19 protein-coding genes are annotated in these 25,320 nt (G+C 51.3%); 11 read left to right on the plus strand and 8 right to left on the minus strand.

Annotated elements, in window-relative coordinates; genetic code table 11:
* Positions 1 to 120: 120 nt before the first annotated feature.
* On the minus strand, positions 121 to 1,665 hold the full coding sequence (locus AB2U10_RS17130) for a M28 family peptidase (RefSeq protein ID WP_367916140.1): 1,545 nt from the start codon (positions 1,663 to 1,665) through the stop codon (positions 121 to 123).
* Between the two features lie 109 nt (positions 1,666 to 1,774).
* Here AB2U10_RS17130 and gcvP point away from each other — a divergent pair, with 109 nt between their 5' ends.
* The 4 genes from gcvP (at position 1,775) to AB2U10_RS17150 (ending at position 6,905) form a co-directional block, all read left to right on the plus strand.
* Positions 1,775 to 4,645, plus strand: a complete 2,871-nt coding sequence (gene gcvP / locus AB2U10_RS17135) for an aminomethyl-transferring glycine dehydrogenase (RefSeq protein ID WP_367916139.1) — start codon at positions 1,775 to 1,777, stop codon at positions 4,643 to 4,645.
* Between the two features lie 41 nt (positions 4,646 to 4,686).
* Positions 4,687 to 5,724 carry an aminodeoxychorismate synthase component I gene (locus AB2U10_RS17140; protein WP_367916138.1) on the plus strand — a complete coding sequence of 346 codons (1,038 nt, stop codon included), beginning with the start codon at positions 4,687 to 4,689 and terminating at the stop codon, positions 5,722 to 5,724.
* Between the two features lie 81 nt (positions 5,725 to 5,805).
* On the plus strand, positions 5,806 to 6,420 hold the full coding sequence (locus tag AB2U10_RS17145) for an aminotransferase class IV (protein ID WP_367916137.1): 615 nt from the start codon (positions 5,806 to 5,808) through the stop codon (positions 6,418 to 6,420).
* Complete coding sequence (locus AB2U10_RS17150) at positions 6,417 to 6,905, plus strand: hypothetical protein (protein WP_367916136.1); 489 nt, start codon at positions 6,417 to 6,419, stop codon at positions 6,903 to 6,905. The genes AB2U10_RS17145 and AB2U10_RS17150 overlap by 4 nt, the downstream gene beginning before the upstream one ends.
* Before the next feature lie 4 nt (positions 6,906 to 6,909).
* Here the strand turns inward: AB2U10_RS17150 and AB2U10_RS17155 are convergent, their stop codons facing one another.
* Complete coding sequence (locus AB2U10_RS17155) at positions 6,910 to 7,377, minus strand: nuclear transport factor 2 family protein (RefSeq protein ID WP_367916135.1); 468 nt, start codon at positions 7,375 to 7,377, stop codon at positions 6,910 to 6,912.
* Between the two features lie 44 nt (positions 7,378 to 7,421).
* Positions 7,422 to 10,883, minus strand: coding sequence for a M4 family metallopeptidase (locus AB2U10_RS17160; RefSeq protein WP_367916134.1), 3,462 nt, complete (start codon positions 10,881 to 10,883; stop codon positions 7,422 to 7,424).
* 180 nt (positions 10,884 to 11,063) lie between these two features.
* On the opposite strand from AB2U10_RS17160, the gene AB2U10_RS17165 reads away from it, so the two are divergent.
* From AB2U10_RS17165 to hpf, 3 genes are all read left to right on the plus strand, one after another.
* Positions 11,064 to 12,506: a TonB-dependent receptor gene (locus AB2U10_RS17165; RefSeq protein ID WP_367916180.1), complete on the plus strand. Its 1,443-nt coding sequence runs from the start codon at positions 11,064 to 11,066 to the stop codon at positions 12,504 to 12,506.
* A complete protein-coding gene (locus AB2U10_RS17170; RefSeq protein ID WP_367916133.1) occupies positions 12,499 to 14,043 on the plus strand; it encodes a hypothetical protein in 1,545 nt (514 codons plus the stop codon). The genes AB2U10_RS17165 and AB2U10_RS17170 overlap by 8 nt, the downstream gene beginning before the upstream one ends.
* 249 nt (positions 14,044 to 14,292) lie before the next feature.
* Positions 14,293 to 14,646, plus strand: a complete 354-nt coding sequence (gene hpf / locus AB2U10_RS17175) for a ribosome hibernation-promoting factor, HPF/YfiA family (RefSeq protein WP_367916132.1) — start codon at positions 14,293 to 14,295, stop codon at positions 14,644 to 14,646.
* 97 nt (positions 14,647 to 14,743) lie between these two features.
* Here the strand turns inward: hpf and tsaB are convergent, their stop codons facing one another.
* The 4 genes from tsaB to rpmH form a co-directional block, all read right to left on the minus strand.
* Entirely contained in the window at positions 14,744 to 15,406 is a 663-nt protein-coding gene (gene tsaB / locus AB2U10_RS17180; RefSeq protein ID WP_367916131.1) for a tRNA (adenosine(37)-N6)-threonylcarbamoyltransferase complex dimerization subunit type 1 TsaB, read from the minus strand.
* Positions 15,403 to 17,046, minus strand: a complete 1,644-nt coding sequence (locus AB2U10_RS17185) for a S41 family peptidase (RefSeq protein ID WP_367916130.1) — start codon at positions 17,044 to 17,046, stop codon at positions 15,403 to 15,405. The genes tsaB and AB2U10_RS17185 overlap by 4 nt, the downstream gene beginning before the upstream one ends.
* Before the next feature lie 72 nt (positions 17,047 to 17,118).
* The gene (locus AB2U10_RS17190; protein WP_367916129.1) at positions 17,119 to 17,490 is read right to left on the minus strand and encodes a ribonuclease P protein component; all 372 of its coding nucleotides are present in this window, start codon (positions 17,488 to 17,490) and stop codon (positions 17,119 to 17,121) included.
* A 94-nt stretch (positions 17,491 to 17,584) separates the two neighbouring features.
* On the minus strand, positions 17,585 to 17,740 hold the full coding sequence (gene rpmH, locus AB2U10_RS17195) for a 50S ribosomal protein L34 (RefSeq protein ID WP_367916128.1): 156 nt from the start codon (positions 17,738 to 17,740) through the stop codon (positions 17,585 to 17,587).
* A gap of 307 nt (positions 17,741 to 18,047) precedes the next feature.
* Here rpmH and AB2U10_RS17200 point away from each other — a divergent pair, with 307 nt between their 5' ends.
* From AB2U10_RS17200 to AB2U10_RS17215, 4 genes are all read left to right on the plus strand, one after another.
* The gene (locus AB2U10_RS17200; protein ID WP_367916127.1) at positions 18,048 to 18,857 is read left to right on the plus strand and encodes a glycogen/starch synthase; all 810 of its coding nucleotides are present in this window, start codon (positions 18,048 to 18,050) and stop codon (positions 18,855 to 18,857) included.
* A 7-nt stretch (positions 18,858 to 18,864) separates the two neighbouring features.
* Entirely contained in the window at positions 18,865 to 20,256 is a 1,392-nt protein-coding gene (locus AB2U10_RS17205) for a DUF4270 family protein (protein ID WP_367916126.1), read from the plus strand.
* Between the two features lie 225 nt (positions 20,257 to 20,481).
* Positions 20,482 to 22,323 (plus strand): glutamine--fructose-6-phosphate transaminase (isomerizing), encoded by a 1,842-nt coding sequence (gene glmS, locus AB2U10_RS17210; RefSeq protein WP_367916125.1) that lies wholly within the window; start codon positions 20,482 to 20,484, stop codon positions 22,321 to 22,323.
* 63 nt (positions 22,324 to 22,386) lie between these two features.
* Positions 22,387 to 23,682, plus strand: coding sequence for a glucoamylase family protein (locus AB2U10_RS17215; RefSeq protein ID WP_367916124.1), 1,296 nt, complete (start codon positions 22,387 to 22,389; stop codon positions 23,680 to 23,682).
* On the opposite strand, the gene AB2U10_RS17220 is transcribed toward AB2U10_RS17215, so the two are convergent.
* The gene (locus AB2U10_RS17220; RefSeq protein WP_367916123.1) at positions 23,675 to 25,309 is read right to left on the minus strand and encodes a glucoamylase family protein; all 1,635 of its coding nucleotides are present in this window, start codon (positions 25,307 to 25,309) and stop codon (positions 23,675 to 23,677) included. The genes AB2U10_RS17215 and AB2U10_RS17220 overlap by 8 nt on opposite strands.
* Between the last annotated feature and the right edge of the window lie 11 nt (positions 25,310 to 25,320).

The raw sequence follows: 25,320 nt of genomic DNA on the forward strand, positions 1-25,320 counted from the left end.
AATCCCCGTTAATCCTTGAAAAATTCCTTTTAACAGCAGTTTTAGCCAATTAAACGTATTAATCATTGATAACGATAGAGTTATATTTTCCTTCGGAATTATCCATTACTAATTTTTTAGTTACGGCTTGTTGCTGTCTACCACGATCCGCTTGTCGCGGTTGCCCAATTCCCAGGCCGTGTTGAATACCAGCTTCACGATTTTTGTATAGCGGGGAAAAAGGATTTTCTCCACCTCATCACCCGGCCGGTGGTAATCTTCGTGAACACCCGTAAAATAGAAGGCGATCGGAATCTTGTGCTTGGCAAAGTTGTAGTGGTCGGAACGGTAGTAGAATTTATTGGGATCATTCGGATCGTTAAATTCGTAATCCAGCGCCAGGTTCACACTTTCCTTATTGGCTTTCTCCGAAATGGCGTGCAATTCGGAAGAGAGCTTATCGCTACCGATAATATAGGTATAGTTGGGGTCTGCTTCGTGCTTTTTGTCCACCCTTCCTATCATATCTATGTTCAGGTCACACATAATGTTCTTCAGCGGAATCACCGGGTCGTGCTCGGTAAAGTATTCAGAGCCCAGCAATCCTTTCTCTTCGCCGGTCACCCACAGGAAGAGGAAGCTTCTGCGCGGGCCGTGCCCGTCTTTTTTGGCCTGTGAAAACGCCTGTGCCAGCTCAAGCACGGCGCAGGTTCCCGAACCGTCATCGTCTGCCCCGTTATAGATCTGTCCTTTTTCATCAATGCCCACATGGTCATAGTGTGCCGAAATCACCACTACCTCATCTTTACGGTCGGTACCTTCCAGGAAGCCCATCACATTAGCGGTCTCCACCGGCTTGTCTACCCGCTCTGATTTTACTTTTATGCTTACCGGCCGGGTTTTGAGCGCGCTTCCGGCCTTGTATTGAGCCAGTTTTGAGGCTTTCACACCGATCAACGCCGCTCCCATGGCTTTTGACGTCACAAACGCCGGAACCGCCGTTACCGAAGCCGCAGGTGATTTTTCGATGGTCATACGGCTGTAACGGCTCAGTATGGCCTTTCTTTCCGCTACCATGGTTTTAAAAGCCGCCTCATCGGCTACAGAAACTTCAAAGATGGCGCCTGCGCCCAGGTCAGTGGCAATTTTGTTCTTTCTTCTCAGGCCTGCCGTGCCTGACCAGCCCTGCCCTTCACTGCTGCCGTCGCCCGACAAAAACACCACGGCTTTTCCTTTGACATCTTTTCCTTTGTAGTCGTCGCGGTTATCGTCTTTGACTCCGTAGCCTACAAAAACGGTCTCAAAGCTTTTCTCCTGTGCAATATTCACCAGACCTGACGGGATATAGTCTTTGAAGAACTCCATCTTCTTTTTACCTGCCGTCACGTATCCTTCGCCCCAATCGGCTTTGTATAAAGTGAAGGTCTGCAGGTAGCTTTTTCCTGATGCCGTGCTGACAACCGGCTGAAGGCCCCACTCCTCCAGGTGCTCAATAATGTATCTGGCGGCTTTTTTCTGTCCTTCCGAGCCCGTGTCTCTTCCTTCGAGCTCATCAGAAGCAATATAAGTAAGGTATTTTTTGAGGTCGGCCTCCGTTATGGTGGCCTCGTAGGTTTTCAGGGGGGACTGCGCCATTACACCGGCATACAGCAGCACCCCCACGATTGAACAGACTATTTTTTTCATTAAAAAGTATTTATTAAACAACAAATAACTTCAAAACTTTTTATTTAAACAACCGCACAAAACCACTAAATTTGCGTCAATTTTTTTTTACACTTCATCTCTCTTATCTATGCTCATCGATTTGAATTCGCCGGAACTGTTTGAAAACAGGCATCAGGGTAAATCTGAAAAGGAAATTGCCGCCATGTGCGCTGCCATTGGTGTCAGCAGCCCGGACGAATTAATAGCCCAGACCATCCCTGCCAATATCCGGAGTGAAAAACCCCTGAACCTGCCGGCAGGATTGACCGAAGTACAGTTCCAGGAAAAAATCAGCGGCCTGGCCGCAAAAAACAGGATCTTCAAAACGTTTATCGGCTGCGGCTATTACGATACGGTGCTGCCGAAGGTAGTTCAGCGGAACATTCTTGAAAACCCGGCGTGGTATACCGCCTATACCCCTTACCAGGCTGAAATAGCCCAGGGAAGGCTGGAAATGCTGCTTACTTTTCAAACGGTGGTAGCTGACCTGACCGGTATGGAGATTGCCAATGCGTCATTGCTTGACGAAGCCACCGCCGCCGGTGAAGCCATGTCTATGCTGGCCGGCCTTAAGAAAGGTACCCGCAAAAATGCCAACACCTTTTTCGTATCCGATACCTGTCATCCACAGGTGATCGATGTGGTACAGGGGCGTGCCAAAGGCATTGGGATAGATATATTGATCGGCGATGCCGAAACTTTTGACTTTACAGACTCTGACGTTTACGGTGTGCTGATCCAGAACCCGGGAACCCGGGGTGAGGTGAAAGATTACACCGACCTGATCGCCGCTTTGCACGGGCAGGATATAAAGGTTTGCATTAACACCGACCTGCTCTCGCTGGCCCTGGTGAAAAGCCCCGGTGAAATGGGGGCTGATGTGGCCGTAGGCACCAGCCAGCGGCTGGGCGTTCCTATGGGTTACGGCGGACCGCACGCGGCCTTCTTTGCCACCAAAGACGAATACAAACGCCAGATTCCGGGAAGGATCATCGGGGTATCGGTAGATGCCTCGGGCAACCGGGCCCTTCGGATGGCCCTCCAGACCCGCGAACAGCACATCCGGAGAGAGAAGGCTACCTCTAATATCTGTACGGCGCAGGTGCTGCTCTCGGTGCTGTCTGCCGGCTACTGCCTCTACCACGGCCCGGAAGGACTGAAAAGAATTGCCTCGAGGGTACACGGACTGGCCACCCTGTTTGCCAACTCAGTACAGGGGCTTGACTACCGCGTACTGAATGCAACCTGGTTTGATACCCTTACGCTTGACGTAACCGATAATACCCGTCTCCGGGAAATTGCCGAGGCACGCGAGGTAAACCTGCGCTACCACGGCACACAGGCTGTCAGCATCTCTTTTGACGAAACCAAAACACTGGCCGATGTGGCCCTGCTGCTGGAGATCTTCTCGGAAGCCCGCGGAGAAAAGCCGGTTCTTCACCTGAAAAATGAAGTAGAGGCCCGGATCCCGGAAAATATCCGGAGAACCACGCCTTACCTGCAGCATCCTGTTTTCAGCAGCTACCAGACCGAGCATGAAATGCTGCGTTACCTGAAGTCGCTTGAAAACAAAGACCTCTCCCTGGTACACTCCATGATTTCACTGGGAAGCTGTACCATGAAGCTGAATGCCACTTCGGAAATGCTGCCCATCACCCTGCCCGGGTTTGCGCAGATTCACCCGTTTGCGCCTGAGGACCAGACCCGCGGGTACCGTGAGCTTTTCAACGAGCTGGAAGCCTGGCTGGCAGAGATCACCGGCTTTGCCAAAACCTCCCTGCAACCCAATTCAGGCGCCCAGGGCGAGCTGGCCGGGCTCATGGTCATCAAAGCCTTCTTTGAGAACAAAGGAGAAAATCACCGCAACATCGCCCTGATCCCGTCTTCAGCGCACGGCACCAACCCGGCTTCTGCCGTGATGGCCGGGCTGAAAGTGGTGGTGGTGAAATGCGATGAAAAAGGAAACATTGAAGTAGAAGACCTGCGCGCAAAGGCCGAACAATACGCCGGCACCCTGGCCTGCCTGATGGTCACCTATCCTTCTACACACGGGGTATTTGAGGAAAGCATCACCGACATCTGCGACATCATTCACCGGAACGGGGGAAAAGTATATATGGACGGTGCCAATATGAACGCCCAGGTAGGCCTGACCTCGCCGGGCCGGATCGGTGCCGATGTATGCCACCTGAACCTGCACAAGACCTTTGCCATTCCGCATGGCGGCGGTGGTCCGGGCATCGGGCCTATTTGCTGCACCGAAGAGCTGTCGGCTTTCCTTCCCGGAAATGCAGTGATACCCACCGGCGGACAGCACGGCATCCATGCCATCTCGGCCGCACCGTGGGGAAGCGCCGGTATTCTGCCCATACCGTACGCTTTCATTGCCATGATGGGCGGAGAAGGGCTTACCCGTGCCACAAAATATGCCATATTTAATGCAAATTATATTAAGTCAAGGCTGGAAAAACACTTCAATATCCTCTATACCGGTACTAACGGGCGCTGCGCACACGAGATGATCGTAGACTGCCGGCCGTTTAAAATAGCTACCGGTGTGGAAGTGGAAGACATTGCCAAGCGACTGATGGATTACGGCTTCCATGCCCCTACCGTTTCATTCCCGGTGGCCGGCACCCTGATGATCGAGCCCACGGAGTCCGAATCGCAGGCCGAGCTGGACCGCTTCTGTGATGCCCTGATCGCTATCCGCCGGGAAGTAGCTGAAATTGAGGAAGGCCTCTATCCAAAAGATAGTAACGTGCTGGTAAATGCACCGCACACCATGAAGGTGGTGATGACCGACAGCTGGGCCCTTCCTTATTCACGGGAGAAGGCCGCTTTCCCGGCAGAACGGCTTAAAGCCAATAAATTCTGGCCTTCGGTGAGCCGGGTGGATTCAGCGTATGGCGACAGGAACCTGGTGTGTGCGTGTGAGCCGGTGGAAGCGTACCTATAATTGACAATTAACAATTGACAATTGACAACGGACAGTTAACAATGGACAAGGGGCAAGGGGCAAGGGATAAAGTTGTCCATTGTCCATTGTCCATTGTCCATTATGATCAACCTGCTGCGATTGAATTCATGAACCGGATGGGGCAGGCAGGCAGGCCTTTTTTGTTTGTGATCAGCTATGACCGGGACCGGAGCTACATGGTGCCCCTGGAAGAGCTGGATCCGGCGTTTATCCGGTATGATTTTTCGGGAGATGCTCCGCTGAAGCCCGGAACGTTCCGCCTGCAGCCCGAAAAGATTGACTTTGAAACCTACCGGAACGCTTTTCAATACGTTCAGAAGAATATCCTGGCCGGAAACAGCTTTCTCACCAATCTTACGGCTTCGGTTCCCGTTTCAGGGGCGAATAACCCGGAAGAAGTGTTTGAGAAAGCCCGCGCCCGGTATAAGCTCTGGATCAAAGGGCAGTTTGTCTGCTTTTCTCCCGAAACCTTTATTACCGTTTCAGAAACCGGTGAAGTGGCCACGTTTCCCATGAAAGGCACCATAGATGCCGGGGTAAAAAATGCGGAGGAAATACTGCGTTCAGACAAAAAAGAATTGTACGAGCACACCACCATTGTAGACCTTCTCCGCAACGACCTCAGCATGGTGGCCGGCGATGTACATGTGAAACGCTTCCAATACATTGACCACATCCGGCGGGATGATGGCCCGGGAATCCTGCAAATGAGCTCCGAAATCAGGGGGCAGTTGCCCGGGAACTGGAAAGAAACGCTGGGCACCTGGTTTTTTGAGCTGCTGCCGGCAGGCTCTATTTGCGGAGCCCCCAGGCACAAAACACTCGAAATTATTAAGGAGGCCGAAAAAACGCTTCACCCTAACGGCTACCGGGGCTTCTACTCGGGGGTTTGCGGTGTTTTTGACGGCAAAACCCTGAATTCGGCCGTAATGATCCGCTTTATTGAGCAAACTCCCCGGGGGCCGGTCTTCAGGAGCGGCGGCGGCATTACGCACCTGAGTGAGGCAGAGAAAGAGTACGGGGAGATCTACCAGAAGATTTATGTGCCGCTTGGGTAATATTCCGTATGCCGGGCTATTCTATTTGTTTTGTTGCCATCAAATACTTTGTATCTTTAATCCTCTAAAGCAGCTTACAGCATGAAAGCAGAATTTTTTGAGACGCTCAGGCTTCTGAACGGTGAGCTTTGCCAGGTGGAGTTTCACCTGGAACGTGTGCAGAAAACCCAGGAGGCCTTTTTTACCGGTGCCGGTTTTGAGGTCAATGCGTTGTATAATGCCATCAAAGATTATCCCGAAGGCCTTTTTAAGGTACGGGTGGATTACGATTCTGCCATTACCGGCATACGGGTAGACATGTATGAAATTCAGCCGCACCGGAAGCTGGGTATCGTTGACGCCGGTGATTTCAGCTACCCGTTTAAGTTTGCAGACCGCGATTTTTTCCGGGAAACCCTAAACGGTTGTCCCGACTGCGATGACGTTCTGTTCCTGAAAGACGGCTGCGTTACCGATACCACTTATTGCAATATAGCCCTTTTTGACGGCCGGGAATGGGTGACGCCGGCCACGTTTCTGCTTCCCGGCACCAAAAGGGCTGCGTTGCTCCACAGCGGCGCCCTGCGTGAGACCCGGGTAACCGTGCATGATTTACCCGGTTACGAAGCCATTGCCTTCATCAACGCCATGCGCGATTTTGAAAAAAGGTATACGTTTGTCAGAGACCAGAACCAGCTTATTCTTGCCGAAATATGATATTCCGGGTTTTCCCTGTGCTGCTCCTGGTGCTTACCGCCTGCTCTCACCGCCTGCCGCAAAAAGGCGCCGGTACGGCATACCGGCAGGTTCCCGAAGTTTCTGATGATCTCACAAAGCTTCGCAAAGCAGCCGGCCGCTCCGGAGCAGAACTGGATATCGATTTTGAAACCGGCCGGTTTTCAGGCCGCTACAGGAAGCATGATTTTACCGGGAGCTATGCCATAGAGCATGTTTCGGCCGGTTTTGTCAAAGGTTTTATATACCGTGTGCACATGGAAAACACCGAACACCCCAGGCCCCGCAACAGGAAAGAAAAGGCCTTTTTTGAGCACCTGACCGGTGCCGGCCGCCTGTATGCAGCCCCCGATAAGCTGAGAGACCCCGCCTATACCGTGCTGGAAATTTCAGGAGAAGATACGGAAGACAAGCTCCTTTTTGTGAAAATAAACGGATCCGTCCCTGTCGCTTACAGTAAGCAGTGAAAGCTCAGTTTTTCCCGCGTATAAAGTCGTTCAGGCTTCTTTCTGCTGATTCCTGCACTTTTTTCCGGGTAATGCCCGTAAAGCCCAGCAACCAGGGCAGGAAACCGAGGGCCTGCCGCGACCAGGCACCGAAATTAAACCGGTCACGCTGGGTCATGATCTGTCCATCCAGGATTTCAAAGGTGGAGACCACCTCATTCCGAACCTTGCGGCCGGTTTTCGAAAACGTATAAAGGGCTGTCCACCTGACCCGGGCACTTTCTTTCCCATGGTCAAGCACTTTATACTCCACGCTCATGTCTTTGGCGCTCTTCAGCAGCATTTCCCACATTTTCCCGGCCTCAAAACCCGAAAGACTGGGAAAAACCGGGTCGCTGAAGACCGCGTTGATCGTGTACAAAGAGGCCATGGTCTTGTAATCCCGTGCCTTCATAGCCTCATAAAAAGCGATAACAACTTCTTTACTTTTCATATACCGGTACATTAAGTGTGATGTGTTTTATACAGCTCATGCTTTCACAGTTTGATCATTTTAGCGGAGTAGGTATCCCGGTCTGTTTTTACATTCAGCAGGTATACCCCTGACGGCAGGTGATTAACCCGGGTCTGCAGGGTTTTCGAGGTCATCCGGCCTGCACCGCCATTGTCGATAATTTCCAGTTTTTCCAGCACTTCTCCTTCCGGGATACCGATCGTGAGCACATCGGTTACCGGGTTGGGGTTCACCGCTACCCGCTTAACCGGGTCTTCTTTGGCCAGTACCCGGTTAAAGGTGATCACATTGGAAGAAGCGCTCGTGCAACCGTCCTGCGTTACGGCCTTCACGCTGTAGGTACCATCAAAATCTTTCCGGAAGGTGGTATTGGTGGTATACCCGCCAACAGGGTTGCCGTTAACAAAGAACTGGTACAGGGCACCGCCACCGGCTACCACCTGGGTGCCGTTATCTGTCAGCACGGGCGTGCCCGGCACAATACAGAATTCGGCCTGCGCAGAGGCGGCCGCATAGCGGGAGTCACCCAGCTGAATCACTTCTATATGCACTTTTCCCGGTGCAGACCCCAGTGTTACCCGTTTCCCCGACAGGCCGGCGTTGCCCGATACGAGCTTATAGATCAGTGGTAGTCCCGAACTGGCCGTGGCATTGATATCAAACGAGGCACCGGGGCTTTTATCGGTAATGGGACTGATGGTAACGGTCTGCTCCAGCACGGTGGGCAGGGTACGTGTTCCGTTGGCAAACGAAACACCGTAAACCTTATCGGCTGCCAGGGCCGTAGCACTGTTCACGTCGGGGGTGATCTTATCTGACGCCAGCTTCACTCCTACCAGGTAATACCGGTTATTTTCTATATAATTGAAGGTCAGGTGCTGGTCGGTTTTGCTGAAATCCGGGAAGCCGATGGTGTTGGTTTCAAAGTACTGGAGCGCGCCAGACGAGCGGTTGAGGTCAAGGGTAAGAATATAGTACCGGTCTTCGGTCTCATCCACATAGTCAAACGCCAGGATACCCGAGTTGGTTTTGGCAAAAGCCGGGTTTCCCACACTAACGCCCTCGGGCACATCGGTAAATATCTTTTCAATGGAACCGTCGCCGTAGGTGTTCCGGATCGGGTCCCAGGCCCGCAGCACGCCCACATCGTAGAAAGTACGGCTTTTAGAGAACCACCCGCCTATCTGGTTCTGGGCGTCATACACGATGTATTCTCCTGAGAGGTCCCACTCCAGGGCTTCCGCAAACTGCACTTTTCCTGAATTGACCCCTTCTGAGTAGGTAGGGTTATAGAGCTCGAATTTCACCCCGTTACCGGCCACCAGGTCAAACACGTAAATGTAGTTATTGTTACGGGTTTCGTCGGCAATGGCCGCAATGCGCCGCCCGTCTTTGGAAATGGCGGCATTGTACCATTTCAGCCCGGTGCCGTCGTTGAAGCTAAGCTCTTTTCTGGCTTTCAGATCATAGGCATGGATCTTCTGATCGTTACCCACAAATACCATGACCTCGCCGTTATCGGTGATAGAAGGCTTGGAAAGGCAACCTGCCTGGCCGGTAATGGCTGTAAAATTCATGGTACCGAAATTGAAATTGGCCAGGTACAGGCGCTGGTCATTCTGGGCCGGTCCGAAGGCCACCATCTGGGCAGATCCGGGGTTCACCGGCACCTCATTTTCTTTGGAAGGATTCGGCACACTGCCGGAGCCGCTTTCCACGATGCCTACTTTATCAAAGGCTGCGCGAGCCGCCTGGGTCTCCGCCCCTTCGCCGTACAGGTCTTTGGCCGACTGGATCACCGCCAGCCTCAGGTCGAGAAAGCGTGATGTACGCCCCAGGTAGCGGGTAAGCGCCTGGTAATAGACTTTTTCGGCTTTTTCTTTGCTCATGCCTGCGGCGGTAGCAAACAGGTAGAAAGCATGGTTGGGTATACCGCTGTTGATATGTACGCCGCCGTTATCCTGCTCAGGGGTATCTCTCAATACTTCGTACTGCGACATGTACATGGGCTGGTAGCCGGGATCGTTCTTTCCGCCCTGGTTCGGATTCTGAAGCGACCGGAGCGCTCCGGAAGGAAACACCGAGCGGTTCACCACATCCTCACCCATGGTCCAGTTGTCGCGGTCTATCATGGCCCCGAAAATATCGGCAAACGATTCGTTCAGCGCCCCCGACTGGTTCCTGTATTCCAGCTTGGCCGTATTTTCGATCACCCCGTGGGTCATCTCATGCCCGGCCACATCCAGGGCGCCCGCCAGCGGCTTGAATGCCTGCCCGCCGTTACCGTAGCCCATAAAAATACCGTTCCAGAAGGCGTTGTCAAACCCTTTTCCCTTTTCATCGGTAATATTGATGACGGAAACAATATTGCCTCCGTTGCCGTTCAGCGAGAGGCGCCCGAAATTCTGTTCGTAATAATCGTAGCTGCGCGAGGCGTTTACATGGGCAGAAACGGCGGTGGCATTCCACTGGGCGGGGTTGCTGCTCACCACATGGTAGAGGTCCATATCCTCGTCATCCACCCTTCCGTTTCGTGCATCAATGGTCAGGATAGCCCCGGCAGGTGAGTTGGGCAGGTCTGATTCTCCCGGCCTGAACATCTTTTTCCGGGTATCGATCATGAGGTACTGGCTACCGATCTGGTATGCATTGAAGGCCTGCTGCACATTGTTGAGGTCGCGCGAGCTGGCCTGCACCACACCGTCAAGCGTACAGGTATGGTTGTATTTTTCAATCACCTCACCTGTATGCGCATCCACAAAATACACCCAGCGTTCCATCAGGTTGGGGCGCAGGGTAAGATGATAAATCAGCCGGCTGCTGTTTTTCTCCGGGTAAATAAACAGTTCCCCCTTATCCGGGTCCATAGCCAGCAATTTATTCACCAGGCCTTCTTTCTGAATTACCGAATGCCGGCTCAGGTCAGCATACGCAAAGCGGATGGCCTCCTCCTGGTCTATGCCCGGCCGGGTATTGATCCGTGGGGTGGGAAATACTTTTCCCATCATAAACTCTATCACACCCGAACGGTTGGAGTGCAGGCCCAGCTCACCGCCGTAAAGGGGCACGCCCTTAAAGCGCTGCTCCAGGCTGACCCGCCTGATCCCGCCTTCATCGGTATAATCAGACAGAACCCGGAATTCTTCTTTTACATTGCTTATTTTCAGATCGGTTTTTACCGACTGCAAAAAATCGAAGCTCATTTCCTGTACACTTCTCCTTGCATTCCGGGTATCGGCGGCAAACTGCAGGTTGCGGACGTAGGAAACGGCACCCGTTTCTTCATCGACCACCACCCGCCGGGAGAGGTCGGGACTCAGGGGTTTAAAGCGCGGTGAAGCCGTGTTTTCCTTCCCGCTGATGACCCGGAGATCCTGCTGCGATTTTAACCCGTTATCCTGTACGGGCCTTCGCCCGGGAAATGCCTGGGGGTAAGCTGTGTAGCCCGCTGCCAGAAAAAGTATGCACGCGTAGAATTTCGTCATAATATCTTTAGAAATAATCAGTTAATCTCGTCCCTGTTCAAGCAAATTTAATGACAAAAAAGCATATTTATGCGGTGTTACGGATTAAAAATATAATCCTCCTTTTAGCCGGGCGGGCCAATGACGGGTCAAAAAAAATTTGTATCTTTGCTGTTCGGATTTTATGATGATATACAGATGATGGCGATAACTCATGACTCAGGCCTGGGCACCCTGCAGAAAGCCTTAAAAATCAATCTCGACAGTAAGATTTACGGTACTTTTGCAGAAATCGGCGCAGGCCAGGAGGTTGCCGGCACTTTTTTTAAAGCCGGCGGCGCTTCAGGTACGATAGCCAAATCCATGTCGGCGTACGACATGACTTTTTCGGATGCGATTTACGGTCATCTGAAAGACAAAAGATACGTGTGCCAGGAACGCCTTGACAGCATGCTGGATCATGAATACGATCTCCTGATTGAACGCCTGAATGAAAAAAGAGGAGCAGAAACCCTGTTTTTCTCGTTTGCCAATACTGTAGTTACCTTAAACTACCACAAAAATAACCACCCGCACGGGTGGCTGGGATGCCGGTTCCAGACCGAACCGCAGGGCGAGTACCACGATGTTATCATCCACGTACGCCTGCTGGACCGCGACACCCTCCTGCAGCAGCAGGCCGTGGGTATCCTGGGCGTGAACCTTATTTATGCCTGCTTTCATTATTTCCGGAACCCGGAGGTTTTCCTGGAATCCCTGCGTGACAACATCGCGATGGACCGTTTCCAGCTGGATTCCATCAAGTTTTTCGGCCCGGCATTCGAGGATGTGGACGGCCGGCTGATGTCGCTGCGCCTGGTTCGGAATCACTTCTCCGATGTAGCCATCTTTGGCCCTGACGGCAACAATGTCCAGCCTTCCGACATCCTGTACAAAAAGAATATCCTCATGCTCCGGGGGCGTTTCCGGCCCATTACCAATGTGCACATGGACATGCTGGAAAACGGCCTGATGCAGTTCAAGGAAGAGAGCGACGTGGATGAAAATAAGATCCTGGTGCTGATTGAGCTGACTCTGCAGGGGCTGAGGTCAGGCGAGGATATTGATGAGAAAGATTTCCTGGACCGGGTAGACATTCTCTGTACCCTCGGGCATACCGTAATGATCAGTAACTACGTGGAATACTATAAGCTGGTCAGCTACCTTTCGGTATTCACCAAGCTTAAGCTGGGCCTGATCATGGGGTACCCTAACCTGGAATATATTTTCGAGGAAGAGAACTATAAAGAGCTGCCCGGCGAAATACTTCAGTCGTTTGCAACGTTATTTAGTAAAAACATAAAGGCTTTTGTTTACCCGACATTAAAAGATGGCGCCATACTGAATTGTATGCGGTTTAACCCGCCTGCCCACCTGACAGATTTGTACCGGTACCTGATTGCCAATAATAAAATTGAAGATATTTATCACTACAACAAGTCAAACCTCAATATAATTACTGACGACATGCTCAGTCTTATACAGACCGGCGAGCCCGGCTGGGAGGAGAACGTACCGGCTGAAGTAGCCCAGTTTATCAAAGACCGCTGCCTGTTTGGTTTCCCTTGTGTTGTGATCCCTAAAAAAGAAGAAAGTAATGTTTAAGAAATTATTCATTCTGTTATTTTTCACTGTAAGTGCTTTTGCCCAGAACGCCGCCCCACGTATTTTACTGCCCCGTTCACCGGGCTGGAATGTTGTAAAAGAAGGAGATACCCTTTCTTTCCAGATCCGCCTGCATCCTGATTCGCTGAAAAGCTATTATAATTTCGGCATTCAGCAGGGTAAGGTTGCCGGCATGGAGCTTGACAGCACAGGTCTTTTTACCTGGACACCCGCCTATCACCTGGTAGACCGCGTAGAGCAGGAAAAGATCTTCCAGATCATTATTGAGGCCAAAGACGACAAAGAGAATAAGATAACCAGCAATGTGGATTTTAAGGTGCTTCATACCAACCGCCCGCCGGTGCTGAACAGCCTGAAGTCGTTCTACGTGCAGTACAATCATAACAACGTCTACAAGATCAGCCAGGACATGGCCTACGACGAAGACAATGACCCCATTGTATTTGTCCCTAACCTGGAAACCCTGCCGGAAGGCATGAATATGAGCACCCAGGGAGAGATCACCTGGAACCCTTCGCTGAACCAGTTTAAACGGTTAAAGGAGGCTCCGCAGTACATTGAGTTCATAATCCAGGATCAGCCGGCCAAAGCCTCCGTTAAAGGTACCCTGAGGCTGGAAGTTACCCAGATGGATCTTCCGCCCCAGATCACGATGGTGCCCAAAACCGACAAGATCTACCTGCGGGAGAATGAAAAGGTGAACCTTCGCTTCTACCTGTCTGATCCGAACGGCGAAGAGGACATCGATGTCTTTGACTTTGTTACCAATGCCCACGATTTCCCGAAAAACACCCTGGTCAGAAACTCCAATAACCAGTACGAATTTACCTGGAGCCCCGGTTATGATTTTGTGCAGGACCCTGCCGATACGCTGGGCTTTTATATCGACTTCTTTGCCCTTGACAAAACCCAGAACCGCGAGGTACGCCGGGTAAACTTTGTGATCAAAAACACGGTCAATGAGGTAGAGCTCGACAGGAAGAACTATTCGCTCTATTACGGGGTACTGGTGAATGCCTGGGAGCTCCTGGAACAGCTGAAGGAAAAGGAAGAAGCACTTAAGAAAGACTATCAGCGGGCCCGGAAAGGCAAAAGGGGGCGCTCGGTGGTCAACGCATCGCTGGGGGCTACCACCGGTCTTTCTTCGGTCATTGCCAACGGGAATGCCAATACCCAGAAGACCATTTCGGCCGTGGGCGGAACCACCACGCTTACCATCAGCACCCTCGAAGCCACGGAGGTGATCGGCAAGTCTATGAAAGATGTGATCGAAAGGCTGAACTACGTGATCGAGAAGAAAAACGAGATCCAGACCAAGGGCGATATCTTTGCCCGGGATTATTCGCTGAAAGCGGCCCGCAGAGGTTCTGACTTCATCAAGAAGGTAGATGAGTTCAACAATACCATGAACCTCAAAGGCATGGTGGCCCTGGAGCTGAATGCCGCCTGGGAGAGCAAGAAAAAGCCTACGGAAGGCAATATCAAAAGGACGTTTAAAGATTTCGTCATGTGGTGATAACCCGGTCGGGTGTTTGCTCACACAGGACTCAGATAAGTCCATAATTTTTATTTTTATGGGGTGAGATCTGTGGGGTTACTGACCCAAAACAGGTAATGAGCTGAGGCTTCTCATGTTTTCTCTCCGCCCTGTTCAGATGCCTAAAAAAAGACACTTTTTTCTTGGTTTATACCTTTTATTCTTTTATCTTCATTCCTGAGGATATCACCTCATTTAAAACCATGTTTCACTAAAATTAATACAGGTATGAAAGTTCAGATTAATGCGGTAGGTTTCACTGCTGACAACTCCCTGAATGAGTTCTTACAAAAAAAACTTAATAAACTGGACACCTTCTATGACCGGATCATAGACAGTGAAGTTTTTCTGAAACTCGATAAAGGAGACAAGTTGAATACCCATAAAAAGAAAATCGAAGTAAAAGTGAACGTGCCTGGTGATTCAATCATAGTCAAAGAAACAGGAGACACCTTTGAGGAAGCCACAGACCTGGCTATGGACGCCCTGACGCGTAAAGTGAAACAATTCAAGGAAAAAACAGGCGGTATAGGCCGCCGTAAACCCGTAGATATACAGGAAGAGATCGTAGAAGAAGATTAACAGGAGACTGAAACGCAGATGACGCGGATTCTTATGGTTTTCACAATGCGGTGCATTGAATCATAAGGATCCGCGTCATCTGCGTTTTACAATAACGCTATTTGAACATATATTCTTTCAGGTAAAAGGGCTCAAAAGTAACCAGGTCTTCGAATTCTCCCCGCTCCCATTTATCCGATACCATTTCACAGGCAAACGCCGCAGAAGGATAATTTACCGATGCGGCGAAACGGGCATTCGGATGCGTCAGCGCCGTTTTGCATTTGACACTCCCCTCCCCGAAAAACAAAACTTTATTCGCTTCCAGTATTTCGCTGAAAGAATCTTCTCTGACCAGCACCGCTTCTACCGGTACTTTTTCTGCCTTATCTGCCGCATCATAAAAGCCGCAGAAAACTTCCATCCGGCGGGCATCGATCATAGGGCACAGCAGGTCAATGCCTTCGGTAAATTCCTGCTGGTAACAGAGGGCGGGAAGTGTACCGAAAGAAATCAACGGGATGTCCCGTCCGAAAGCCAGACCTTTGGCTGTAGAAACGGCTATTCTTAAGCCGGTGTAGGAGCCGGGGCCTTTGGCCACCGCCACTGCCTCCAGGTCGGGGTAATCTGCTCCTCCGAAACGCAATACCTGCTCTATCATAAGGGTCAGGTTTTCTGCCGAAGAGCGGTCTATGCGGGAATCCATGCTGAACAGCACCTTCCTGTCTTTAAACAGGGCTACGGAACATCCTGTAGTTGAAGCATCAATAGCTACGATCATTTTTTCAGCAGGGCTTTATATCGTTGAGGGTCTCCGAAAAGCTTCAGGGCTTCCTGGATGTCCTTATCGCGGTCAAATGCCATAAATTTCATGGCCTTCTGGTAATGGTAACGGCTGAGTATCTCCATTTCAAGCAGGCTCCTGATTTCACGGGCATGCTGTTCGGGAAGTCCGGCAGCCCGCGCGTCGGCCATCTGCTTCAGCTGATCCAGCTGGGTCTTCATGCGGGCGGGCTCTTCTGCCCGGGCTTCCAGCTCGGCAATAGCTTTCTGCTCGGGTGTGCGGTAATCCGGTTTCCGGGTCTTCAGCCAGTCGCAGAATTTCCTGTAGGCGGCATCGTCCAGGTAAAAGCCTTCCTGGGGCTTATCGGCCGGGTGCTCGTGGTAGTATTTCGTGGCATAATCAAAAATCACTTTCTGGTCTGCGAGCGCCTTTACGTATTCATGCTGCTCGCTTTTGCCCGTAACGATGTCGGGATCTATGCCGGCGCCATCGTATACCGTGCGCCCGGCCCGGGTACGAAATGCGGTGCGCAGCGAGTCAGGCAGGCGGGGAAATGTACCGTCAGGGTTCCGGTGCCCGTAATCAATGGCCTGTATGCAGCGCCCCGACGGGATATAATATTTGGCGGTGGTAATTTTTACCTGCGTGTTATAGCTCAGCTCACGGGTGATCTGCACCAGGCCTTTGCCAAAGGTGCGCTGGCCGATGATAACGGCGCGGTCGTAATCCTGCAGGGCACCGCTCACGATCTCCGAAGCCGATGCGCTTTTGCCGTCGATCAGCACCACCAGCGGCATGTCGGGGTCCAGGGGCTGGCGGGTGGTTTCAAATTTGTGGTTCTGGTCTACGGCCCGGCCTTTCATTTCTACCACGGGTATTCCTTTGGGCAGAAAGAGGTTATTGATCTCCACGGCCAGCTGAAGCAGCCCTCCGGGATTACCCCGCAGGTCGAGGATCATGTTTTTCATGCCTTTCCCCTTCAGTTCCTGTATAGCCGAGGCGATCTCCCGCCCTGAGCCGGCATTCATAAACGAGGTCAGCTGCACATAGCCCGTGTTATCGTTCACCATGCCGAAATGCGGCACATTGTTCACTTTCACGTCTTCGCGGGTCAGGCTGATATCCTGGGGGCGTGTTGCTCCGTATTTAAGCACGGAAAGCTTTACGCTGCTGCCTTTCTGGCCTTTCAGGAGGCGTCCGAACTCTTCGGCCTTGCGGGCGGTGACATCCACCCCGTTAATCTTCTGAATCTCATCGCCGGCCTTTATTCCCGACTTATCGGCCGGTGAGCCTTCATAGACCAGGGTTACGATATGCTTCCCCCGGTGCAGCTCTATGTTGGCGCCAATGCCGTTATAGGTACCCACATTCATGGTGAAGTACTCTTCGATCATATCTTCGGGGTAAAAAACGGTATACGGATCCAGCTCTTTGAGCATGGCTTCTATGCCCGTACGCATGGCATGTGTGGGATTGATCTCGTCTACATAGAGGCCGTTCACTTCTTTGTACACGTTCACAAAGACCTCGATGTTTTTGGCAATTTCAAACAGGCGGTCATCGGCACGGAAGGCCCCGAACCCCAGGCCGCCCAGCAGCATAACGCCTATACCTGCGAATAAAGTCTTACGTTTCATTGTCGGGTAAAATATAATAACGATGTTTTGCTTCCGAACGTATCCGGCGTCCTGCAGGAACAGGGCCGGCGCTTACGATTTCAGCTTGTCCAGGATAAATTCCATGGCCCGCTGTACCCGGTTGAATTCGGGTATTTCTTTTCCCACGTAGAGAAATGCAATATAGGTTTTGCAGGAATACGGGGTTTTCTGCAGGCGGTAGGCCTCCCGGGTAAGCCGTTTAATGCGGTTGCGGGTAACGGCTTTTTTGAAGTTCCGCTTCGGAACAGACACCAGCACCGACGGTAGTCCTGCCGGTGTGCCGGGCTCCCGGTATACAACGGCACGGTAAGGCCAGGCCGGCACGGTAAAGCACTCTTCCGCGTTCCGGTCAAACAGCCGGGCGATTACCTTATTGCTTTTTAACCGCTCCTGCCGGGAAAACGTATGGTCTTTTCTCTCCATATAAAAAGAGCCGGTCTGAACCGCCTGTCAAAAATTTCCGGCATAAAAAAAGCCACTACCGTGGCTAATATCTTTCATGGGAATACCTGACAAATTACTTGTGAGTCTTCTCATCGGAAACTGTAAGCTTCCATCTCCCTCTGGCACGACGAGCCCTTAACACTCTTTTTCCGCCCGGAGTAGACATACGCTCACGAAATCCGTGCTTGTTAGCTCTCTTTCTGTTTGACGGCTGGAATGTACGTTTCATATCCTTTTTCTATTAAAATTATTCATCCTTAAAATCGGACTGCAAAAATAGGCATTAATTTAATAATTAACAAACAACCGTTAAAATGTTTCATAAATTGACAATGGACAATTGACAATTGACAACGGCCCCCGGGTAATTGTTCATTGTCCATTGTCCATTATCCATTGCCCAAAGCAGGTAGAAAGCAGGCGGTTAACACAAATTACTTTACTATTTTTTGGTTATTTATCGATTTTTTTATAGTATCTTTGCACCCGTATTCAAAAAAATACAAACCCGAGTTCTAAACATCCAAAGGTTTTATATGAGTAAATTACGTATTCTGTACATCTCCAGCGAAATCGACCCCTTCCTTGAAACTTCCCAGATAGCTTCGTTACTAAGAAAACTTCCGCAGGAAATGCAGGAGAGGGGTATGGAGATAAGAATTCTGATTCCCCGGTTCGGATTAATCAATGAGCGCAAACACAGGCTGCACGAGGTAGTAAGGCTATCGGGCATCAACATCAGCATAGGAGAAGAGGAAAAGCCTTTGATCATTAAAGTAGCTTCTATCCCTTCTGCCAAGCTACAGGTTTATTTTCTTGATAATGAAGACTATTTTCACAGGAAAACCGTATTTACCGACAAGGCGGGTACTTTTTACGACGACAATGACGAAAGAGCCATTTTCTTCTGCAAAGGGGCGCTGGAAACCGTAAAGAAACTGGGCTGGGCGCCTGATGTGGTTCACTGTACCGACTGGATGACCGCCCTGATCCCGTTGTACCTGAAAACAACCTACAAGAACGATCCGATCTTCAAAAATACCAAAACCATCTTCTCGGTTTATAATAACTCGTTTGATCATACGTTTTCAGATGACATGTTTCCGAAAGTTAAAATGATGGACATCGGTGATGAGAACCTGGCCAACCTGCGTTCGCGTGATTTCTTCGGGTTTATCAAGATAGGCTGCCAGTACTCTGATGTGGTGGTAAAGGCCAATCCTTCCCTGAATGAAGCCGTGATCACCGCCCTGGATGAAACGGCGGAAAGACAGATCAACTCATTTGTAGGTGACGAAAACGCTGCGGAAACTTTCTATAACCTTTATACTGAACTGGCTGATTAAGCACTTTATGAAAAACAGATTTTGTGGTTTCGGAAAGCTTATAGCGCTTGCTTTAAGCGTTTCTCTCTTTGCATGTCATGACCCTTCGGAGATTGGTATGGGACTGGGTACAGACGGAACATTGAATGCTATTTATACCGACACCGTAAGTGTAGCTTATTCGACCGTGCTGTCTGACTCGGCAGTAAACGGAAACGCCGTTTACCTGCTTGCCGGGAATATAACAGACCCGGTTTTCGGCCCCGTAGAAGCGGTTGCCTACTTCCAGCCTTCCCTGCTGCCCCAGTTTAATTCATCCGGAACCATACTTACCGGTAGCGACGGCACCATCCTGTACGACACCCTGAGCGTATCGGCAACCGCCGTGCCTGACTCGATGAACTTCCGGCTTTATTTTGACGGCAGCCGGATATTCGGGGATACCAATGCCATCTGTAAATTCAGGGTTCACCGGCTGACCAGCATCATGAAGACCACCCCGTACAACGGTGATGAAAAGCTGGCGTACGACCCGCAGCCCCTGGCTGAATTTGAATTTAACCTGCCGAAGATGCGAAACGATTCCACCGGCGCGCTGATTGCCCGGTTTGTGTCTCTTCCGAAATCTGTGGCACAGGAAATGATCAATGAAGCCGTGGCCGCCAAAGGCAACAATGCCACTTTCATCAGCAAATTCAAGGGCTTTGCCATTGTACCGGATAAAAACAACAAGGCTGTTTACGGCTTTGCCACGGGTGTCCTGGACCTGAGCGGCTACAACAGCTCGGTGATACCGTACTGGCACGCAGAAGGCGACACCACCAGCCAGTATTACGTATTCAACATTAACGGCCCCCGGTTTACATCAATGACCTTTGACCGGAGCAAAACGGCGCTGTCTTCGCTGAGTAAAACCCGTAATGAGCTGCCCCTGACCAGTGCGGCCGACCGGCTTTACGTGCAGAGCGGAAGCGGCATCGGTACCAAAATAGACCTGAGCGCCCTGCGTTACCTGGGCAAAGACATGAAGGTGGCCCGGGCCGTGCTGGAGTTCCAGCTGGATCCTTCAACCATCAATACCCTCTACGGGAAAAGCTACTATGTAACCCTGGCAGAGGCCGATAACCGTAACCAGCAGCGAAGAAACTCGGCTAACCAGCTGACCTACCTTTATAACGGAACAGCCGATAACGTGATGGGATCGTATTTTGCCTTCAGCGATACTTCGGCCTATATCAACATAGAGATCACCAATTACCTGCAGAAGCAGCTCTTTAAAGGCGATTTAAACAAGCAGCTTTTGCTGCTGCCGGCCGCGGTGAACAGCACCAGCGGAATGGCTATTTTATCAAACGACAACCTGGCCCGGCTGGTTTTTCTTAAGCCCCGCCTGCTCTTATACTACAACCGGTATAATTAATATCGCCGCAACCCCTGATGCCCGGAAAGCTGTCCGGCTTCAGGGGTTCGGTTCATAAAGTCTCCCCGGCTTCTGCTGAAAGTATACCTTTGCTCAGAATTTATTGCATTATTCTTAAGTAATTGACCATCAGCCAATTATTAATTTTTTTTATTATTTTTTTACCTTTTCCCGTCGGAAGGGCTTGCCTATATTTGTGCGTGAAAACTAAAACAAACCAAAACTATGTGTGGAATTGTAGCCTACCTGGGGGGAAGGGAATCTGCCCCCGTTGTTATCAAAGGACTTAAAAGATTGGAATACAGAGGATATGACAGCTCTGGTGTAGCGGTTGTTGATCCGGAGCAGGGTATGAAGATCTTCAAAAAGAAAGGAAAAGTAGCCGACCTTGAAAACGTACTGAAGAACGAAACTTTTTATGCCAACATAGCCATAGGCCATACGCGCTGGGCCACTCACGGCGAACCGAACGATGTTAACGCCCACCCCCATCTTTCCAATTCGGGGCGGTTCAGCCTGGTGCATAACGGCATTATAGAGAACTATAACTCGCTGAAGCAGGTACTCATCAACAAGGGGTATACCTTCAGCAGCCAGACCGACACCGAGGTGCTGGTTAACTTTATCGAAGAAGTTCAGCGTTCGGGCAACTACCCGCTGGAAGAGGCCGTACGGCTGGCCCTGAAAGACGTGATAGGCGCTTATGCCATTGTTATCATGGACCGCGAAAACCCCAACCGGCTGATCGGTGCCCGCAAGGGCAGCCCCCTGGTTATCGGGGTAGGCCAGGATGAATATTTCTTTGCTTCTGACGCCACACCCATCATTGAATATACAAAAGAAGTGGTGTACCTGGATGACCTGGAAATAGCCGTGGTTTCTGAAAACGGCCTGGAGATCAGGAACCTTCAGAACGAGGCGTCTGATCCGCAGATCCAAACGGTAGACCTCGAGCTGGAAGCCATTGAAAAGAGCGGGTACGATCATTTCATGCTCAAAGAGATCTTTGAACAACCCCGGTCCATAGCCGACTGCCTGCGGGGCCGGGTAAATGCCGATGAAGCCCTGATCCAGCTGGGCGGTCTGCGCGACTACCTGGGCAAGCTGGCCAAAGCCAAACGTATCGTATTTGTAGCCTGCGGCACATCCTGGCATGCCGGGCTGGTGGGCGAATACCTGTTTGAGGAGCTGGCCCGGATCAACGTGGAAGTAGAATACGCCTCGGAGTTCAGGTACAGGAACCCCATCATCAAGGAAGGCGATATTGTAATTGCCATTTCGCAGTCGGGCGAGACCGCCGATACCCTGGCCGCGCTTGAGCTGGCCAAGGCCAAAGGCGCCATTATCCTGGGCGTATGCAACGTGGTGGGGTCATCGATATCGCGGGTAACGGATGCCGGCGTCTATACCCACGCCGGACCGGAGATCGGTGTAGCCAGTACCAAGGCTTTTACCGCCCAGGTAACCGTGCTGTCTATGATTGCCATTGCTACGGCGCACAAGAAAGGAACCATTACCGATGAGACTTTCCGGAGATTGCTGATCGAAATGTCGGACATCCCGAAAAAAGTGGAGGAGATCCTGACCCTGGCCGACGAAATCAAAGATATTTCCAAGCTCTTCACCTTTGCGCAGAATTTTATCTTCCTGGGCCGGGGCCTCAACTTCCCGGTAGCCCTGGAAGGCGCCTTAAAGCTGAAAGAGATTTCTTATATTCATGCCGAGGGCTACCCGGCCGCCGAAATGAAGCACGGTCCTATTGCGCTTATCGACGAAGACATGCCGGTGGTATTCATTGCCACGCGTGACAGCTCGTATGAGAAGGTGGTATCCAACATACAGGAGGTAAAAGCCCGTAAAGGAAGGGTAATCGCCATTGTCTCGGAAGGCGATACCGAGGTCAGAAAGATGGTGGACTTCACCATAGAGGTTCCCAATACGCATGAGGTATTGCAGCCCCTTCTGACGGTTATTCCGCTTCAGCTGCTCTCGTATTATATTGCGGTGCTCAGGGGCCGTAACGTAGACCAGCCCCGCAACCTGGCCAAGTCGGTTACGGTAGAATAAGCGGGAAAACCCGCCGGGAATGCCGGTTTTTTAGTAAATTGCTAACCGTTTAACTTTTCACCAATGATCAGATTACTGTTAGCCATCTTTCTTATTCCGGCATTCCTGTCCGCTCAAAAGAAGCCCCTCACAGATAACCAGCTGCTTGACCTGGTACAGAAACAAACTTTCCGGTATTTCTGGGATTTCGGCCACCCGGTGAGCGGACTGGCCCGTGAAAGAAGCAACCAGGCCTTCGGCTATGGCGATGAGACCTGTACCACGGGAGGAACCGGCTTTGGCGTTATGGCTATCGTAGTGGCTGCCGATAGAGGCTGGATAAGCCGGGAAGAAGGCGCTCAGCGGGTTCAGAAAATTGCTCGGTTTCTTGCCAAAGTACCCGTTTACCACGGGGTATTTCCCCACTGGCTTCACGGCAGCACCGGCCAGACCATTCCTTTCAGCAGGAAAGACGACGGGGGCGACCTCGTAGAAACTGCCCTGCTCTTCCAGGGGCTCCTGACCGCCCGGCAGTATTTCGGCCGGAACAATCCTACAGAAAACAGTCTTCGCGGCCTGATCACCATGATGTGGAACGAGATAGAATGGGACTGGTATACCCAGGGCTCAAAAAACCAGCTGTACTGGCACTGGAGCCCCAATAACGGCTGGGCTATGAATTTTGAGCTGCGGGGCTATAACGAAACCCTGATCACCTATGTGCTGGCGGCCTCCTCCAGGCGATACGCCATTAACCCCGACATCTACCACAAATGTTACGCTAAAAACGATCATTTCCTGAACGGGAAGGAGTTTTACGGCGTGAAGCTTCCGCTGGGATTTGACTATGGCGGCCCGCTGTTTTTTGCGCATTATTCTTTTATGGGGCTTGACCCCCGCGGCCTGAAAGACCGGTACGCTGATTATTGGGAACAGAACGTCAACCATACCCGGATCAATTACCTGCATTGTGTAAAAAACCCTAACGGCTTTAAGGGATACAGCGCTAAATGCTGGGGCCTGACCGCTTCAGATAACCATGAAGGGTATAATGCGCATTCACCTACCAATGACCTGGGTGTCATCACCCCTACCGCGGCGCTATCGTCGTTTCCGTATACACCAGCCGAATCGATGGCTGCCCTGCGTTATTTTTACGAAGAACGCGGCGATCAGCTGTGGGGAGAATACGGGTTTTACGATGCTTTTAACGACTCTAAAAACTGGGTAGCTCCGTCATACCTGGCCATTGACCAGGGACCTATTGTGGTGATGATTGAAAACTACCGGAGCGGCCTGCTCTGGAACCTGTTTATGGAGATCCCCGAAATTCAGGATGGCCTGAAAAAACTGGGCTTTGAAAGCCCGAAAATCAAATAACCCGGAAGCCCAGCTTTGAAAGCCCGTTTTTTACCGGCGGGCTTTTCATACCATACGTCCACAGGAGCTTAGTGCGGTAATTTTCTATACCGATAATAATGGGGCCCTGGTCAATGGCAATATAGTCAGAGGCGTACCAGTCGTCTTTCACGGAAAAGGCGTCTTTAAAACCGTAGTCGCCCCAAAGCTTATCGCCCAATGTATAATAAAAGAAGCGGAGCGCCTCCATCGACTCTTCCGGGGTATACGGAAACGACGATAGCGCCGCAGTAGGACTGATAACGCCCTTGTCATTACGGGGAGAATGCGCCGCGTATCCCGTGGGATTATCGCTGGCAGTCAGCCCCCAGGAGTAAGGTCCGTATCCCGGAAATGTATTCGGGTTCTCCATACAATACGCCCGGTTGATGAGGGTGTGGTTCCGGCACTGAACGGCATAATCGGTCATGTAATCGTCTGACAGCCCGAAAGGATTAATACCCAGGAAAGAGTACTGCGAGATAAAGAGCGGCCCGCCGTAATCGGCTCCCAGCGGCAGGCGGATGCCCTGGTACAGGTTGCCGTTCAGAAAGGCACCGTTGCGCGCCCAGCCCTTGATGTAGCTGTTTTTTTCAATAGCATATCTTTCAGATCCGGCGGCCAGCACATAAGCCACCAGCGCCTCGTTCCATCCGCTGATCTTCAGGTTCAGCTCAAAGCCGTAATCGGGACTCCAGTGCCAGAACAGGCTCTCTGTTCCGTTCAGGAAGAAACTCCATTCCACAGCCTGGTAGAGCGCGTCTATTCTCCGGTTCAGCCCTACGTCACCCAGGAACTCCCCCGCGGTCAGCAGGCCCATCATCAGGAAAGAGGTTTCTACCAGGTCAGCCCCGTTGTCTTTTGCACTGAAAGGCTGGGTACGCCCTGTATTGCCGTCATACCAGTGGGAGAAAGCTCCGTGGTACTTCTCGGCATTTTCAAGGAATGTTACTATCTTGTCCAGCTGCGCCAATGCCTCCGTGCGGGTAATAAACTTATGTGTCGCACCCACGCAAAGTGCCATCGCTCCAAAGCCCGTACCGCCTGTAGTGACGGTATTGAGAGTAGAACTCCGTTCCCGGGTCATGCCCGACACGGGGTGGGCAAAATCATAAAAATAACGAAAGGTGTTTTGCTGTACTTTAGTAAGCAACGCATCATCGGAGATCCGCTCCATTTTATCTGCCCTGTCGGCATCGGTATAGAAGAATAAGCTCTCCTCTTTACGAAGAGTACCCTTTTCTGATGAGGTAAGCCCGCTGCGTACAACAAACGTGTACCGCTGAAAGCCGGCAAGCCCGCCCGTTGGCTGCAGGGTAAGCGTACGGTTCTCATTGGAAAACGTATAGCCGCAGGCAACGGTCTCCCCTTTCCTGTTCAGCAGCGAAATAAAGGGGGTGAGGCCGGCAGCCGGGTCAAGCGGCTGGCTGAAGTCTATGGTTATAGCGGCGTTCAAAGGTACGGCAATCCGCGTTGCCGGTTCATCTGCCGGCTGACTGCCCAAACGAATACCCCGGACCTCCAACGGATCCGGTTGGGGTTCTTCTTTCGTTCCGGAAGAACAGCTGCACAGGAATACCAGCGCAAGAAATAAAATACCTTTTTTCATAGTAATACAGG

It is taken from the genome of Leadbetterella sp. DM7 (genome assembly GCF_040829825.2).
GTDB lineage: Bacteria > Bacteroidota > Bacteroidia > Cytophagales > Spirosomataceae > Leadbetterella.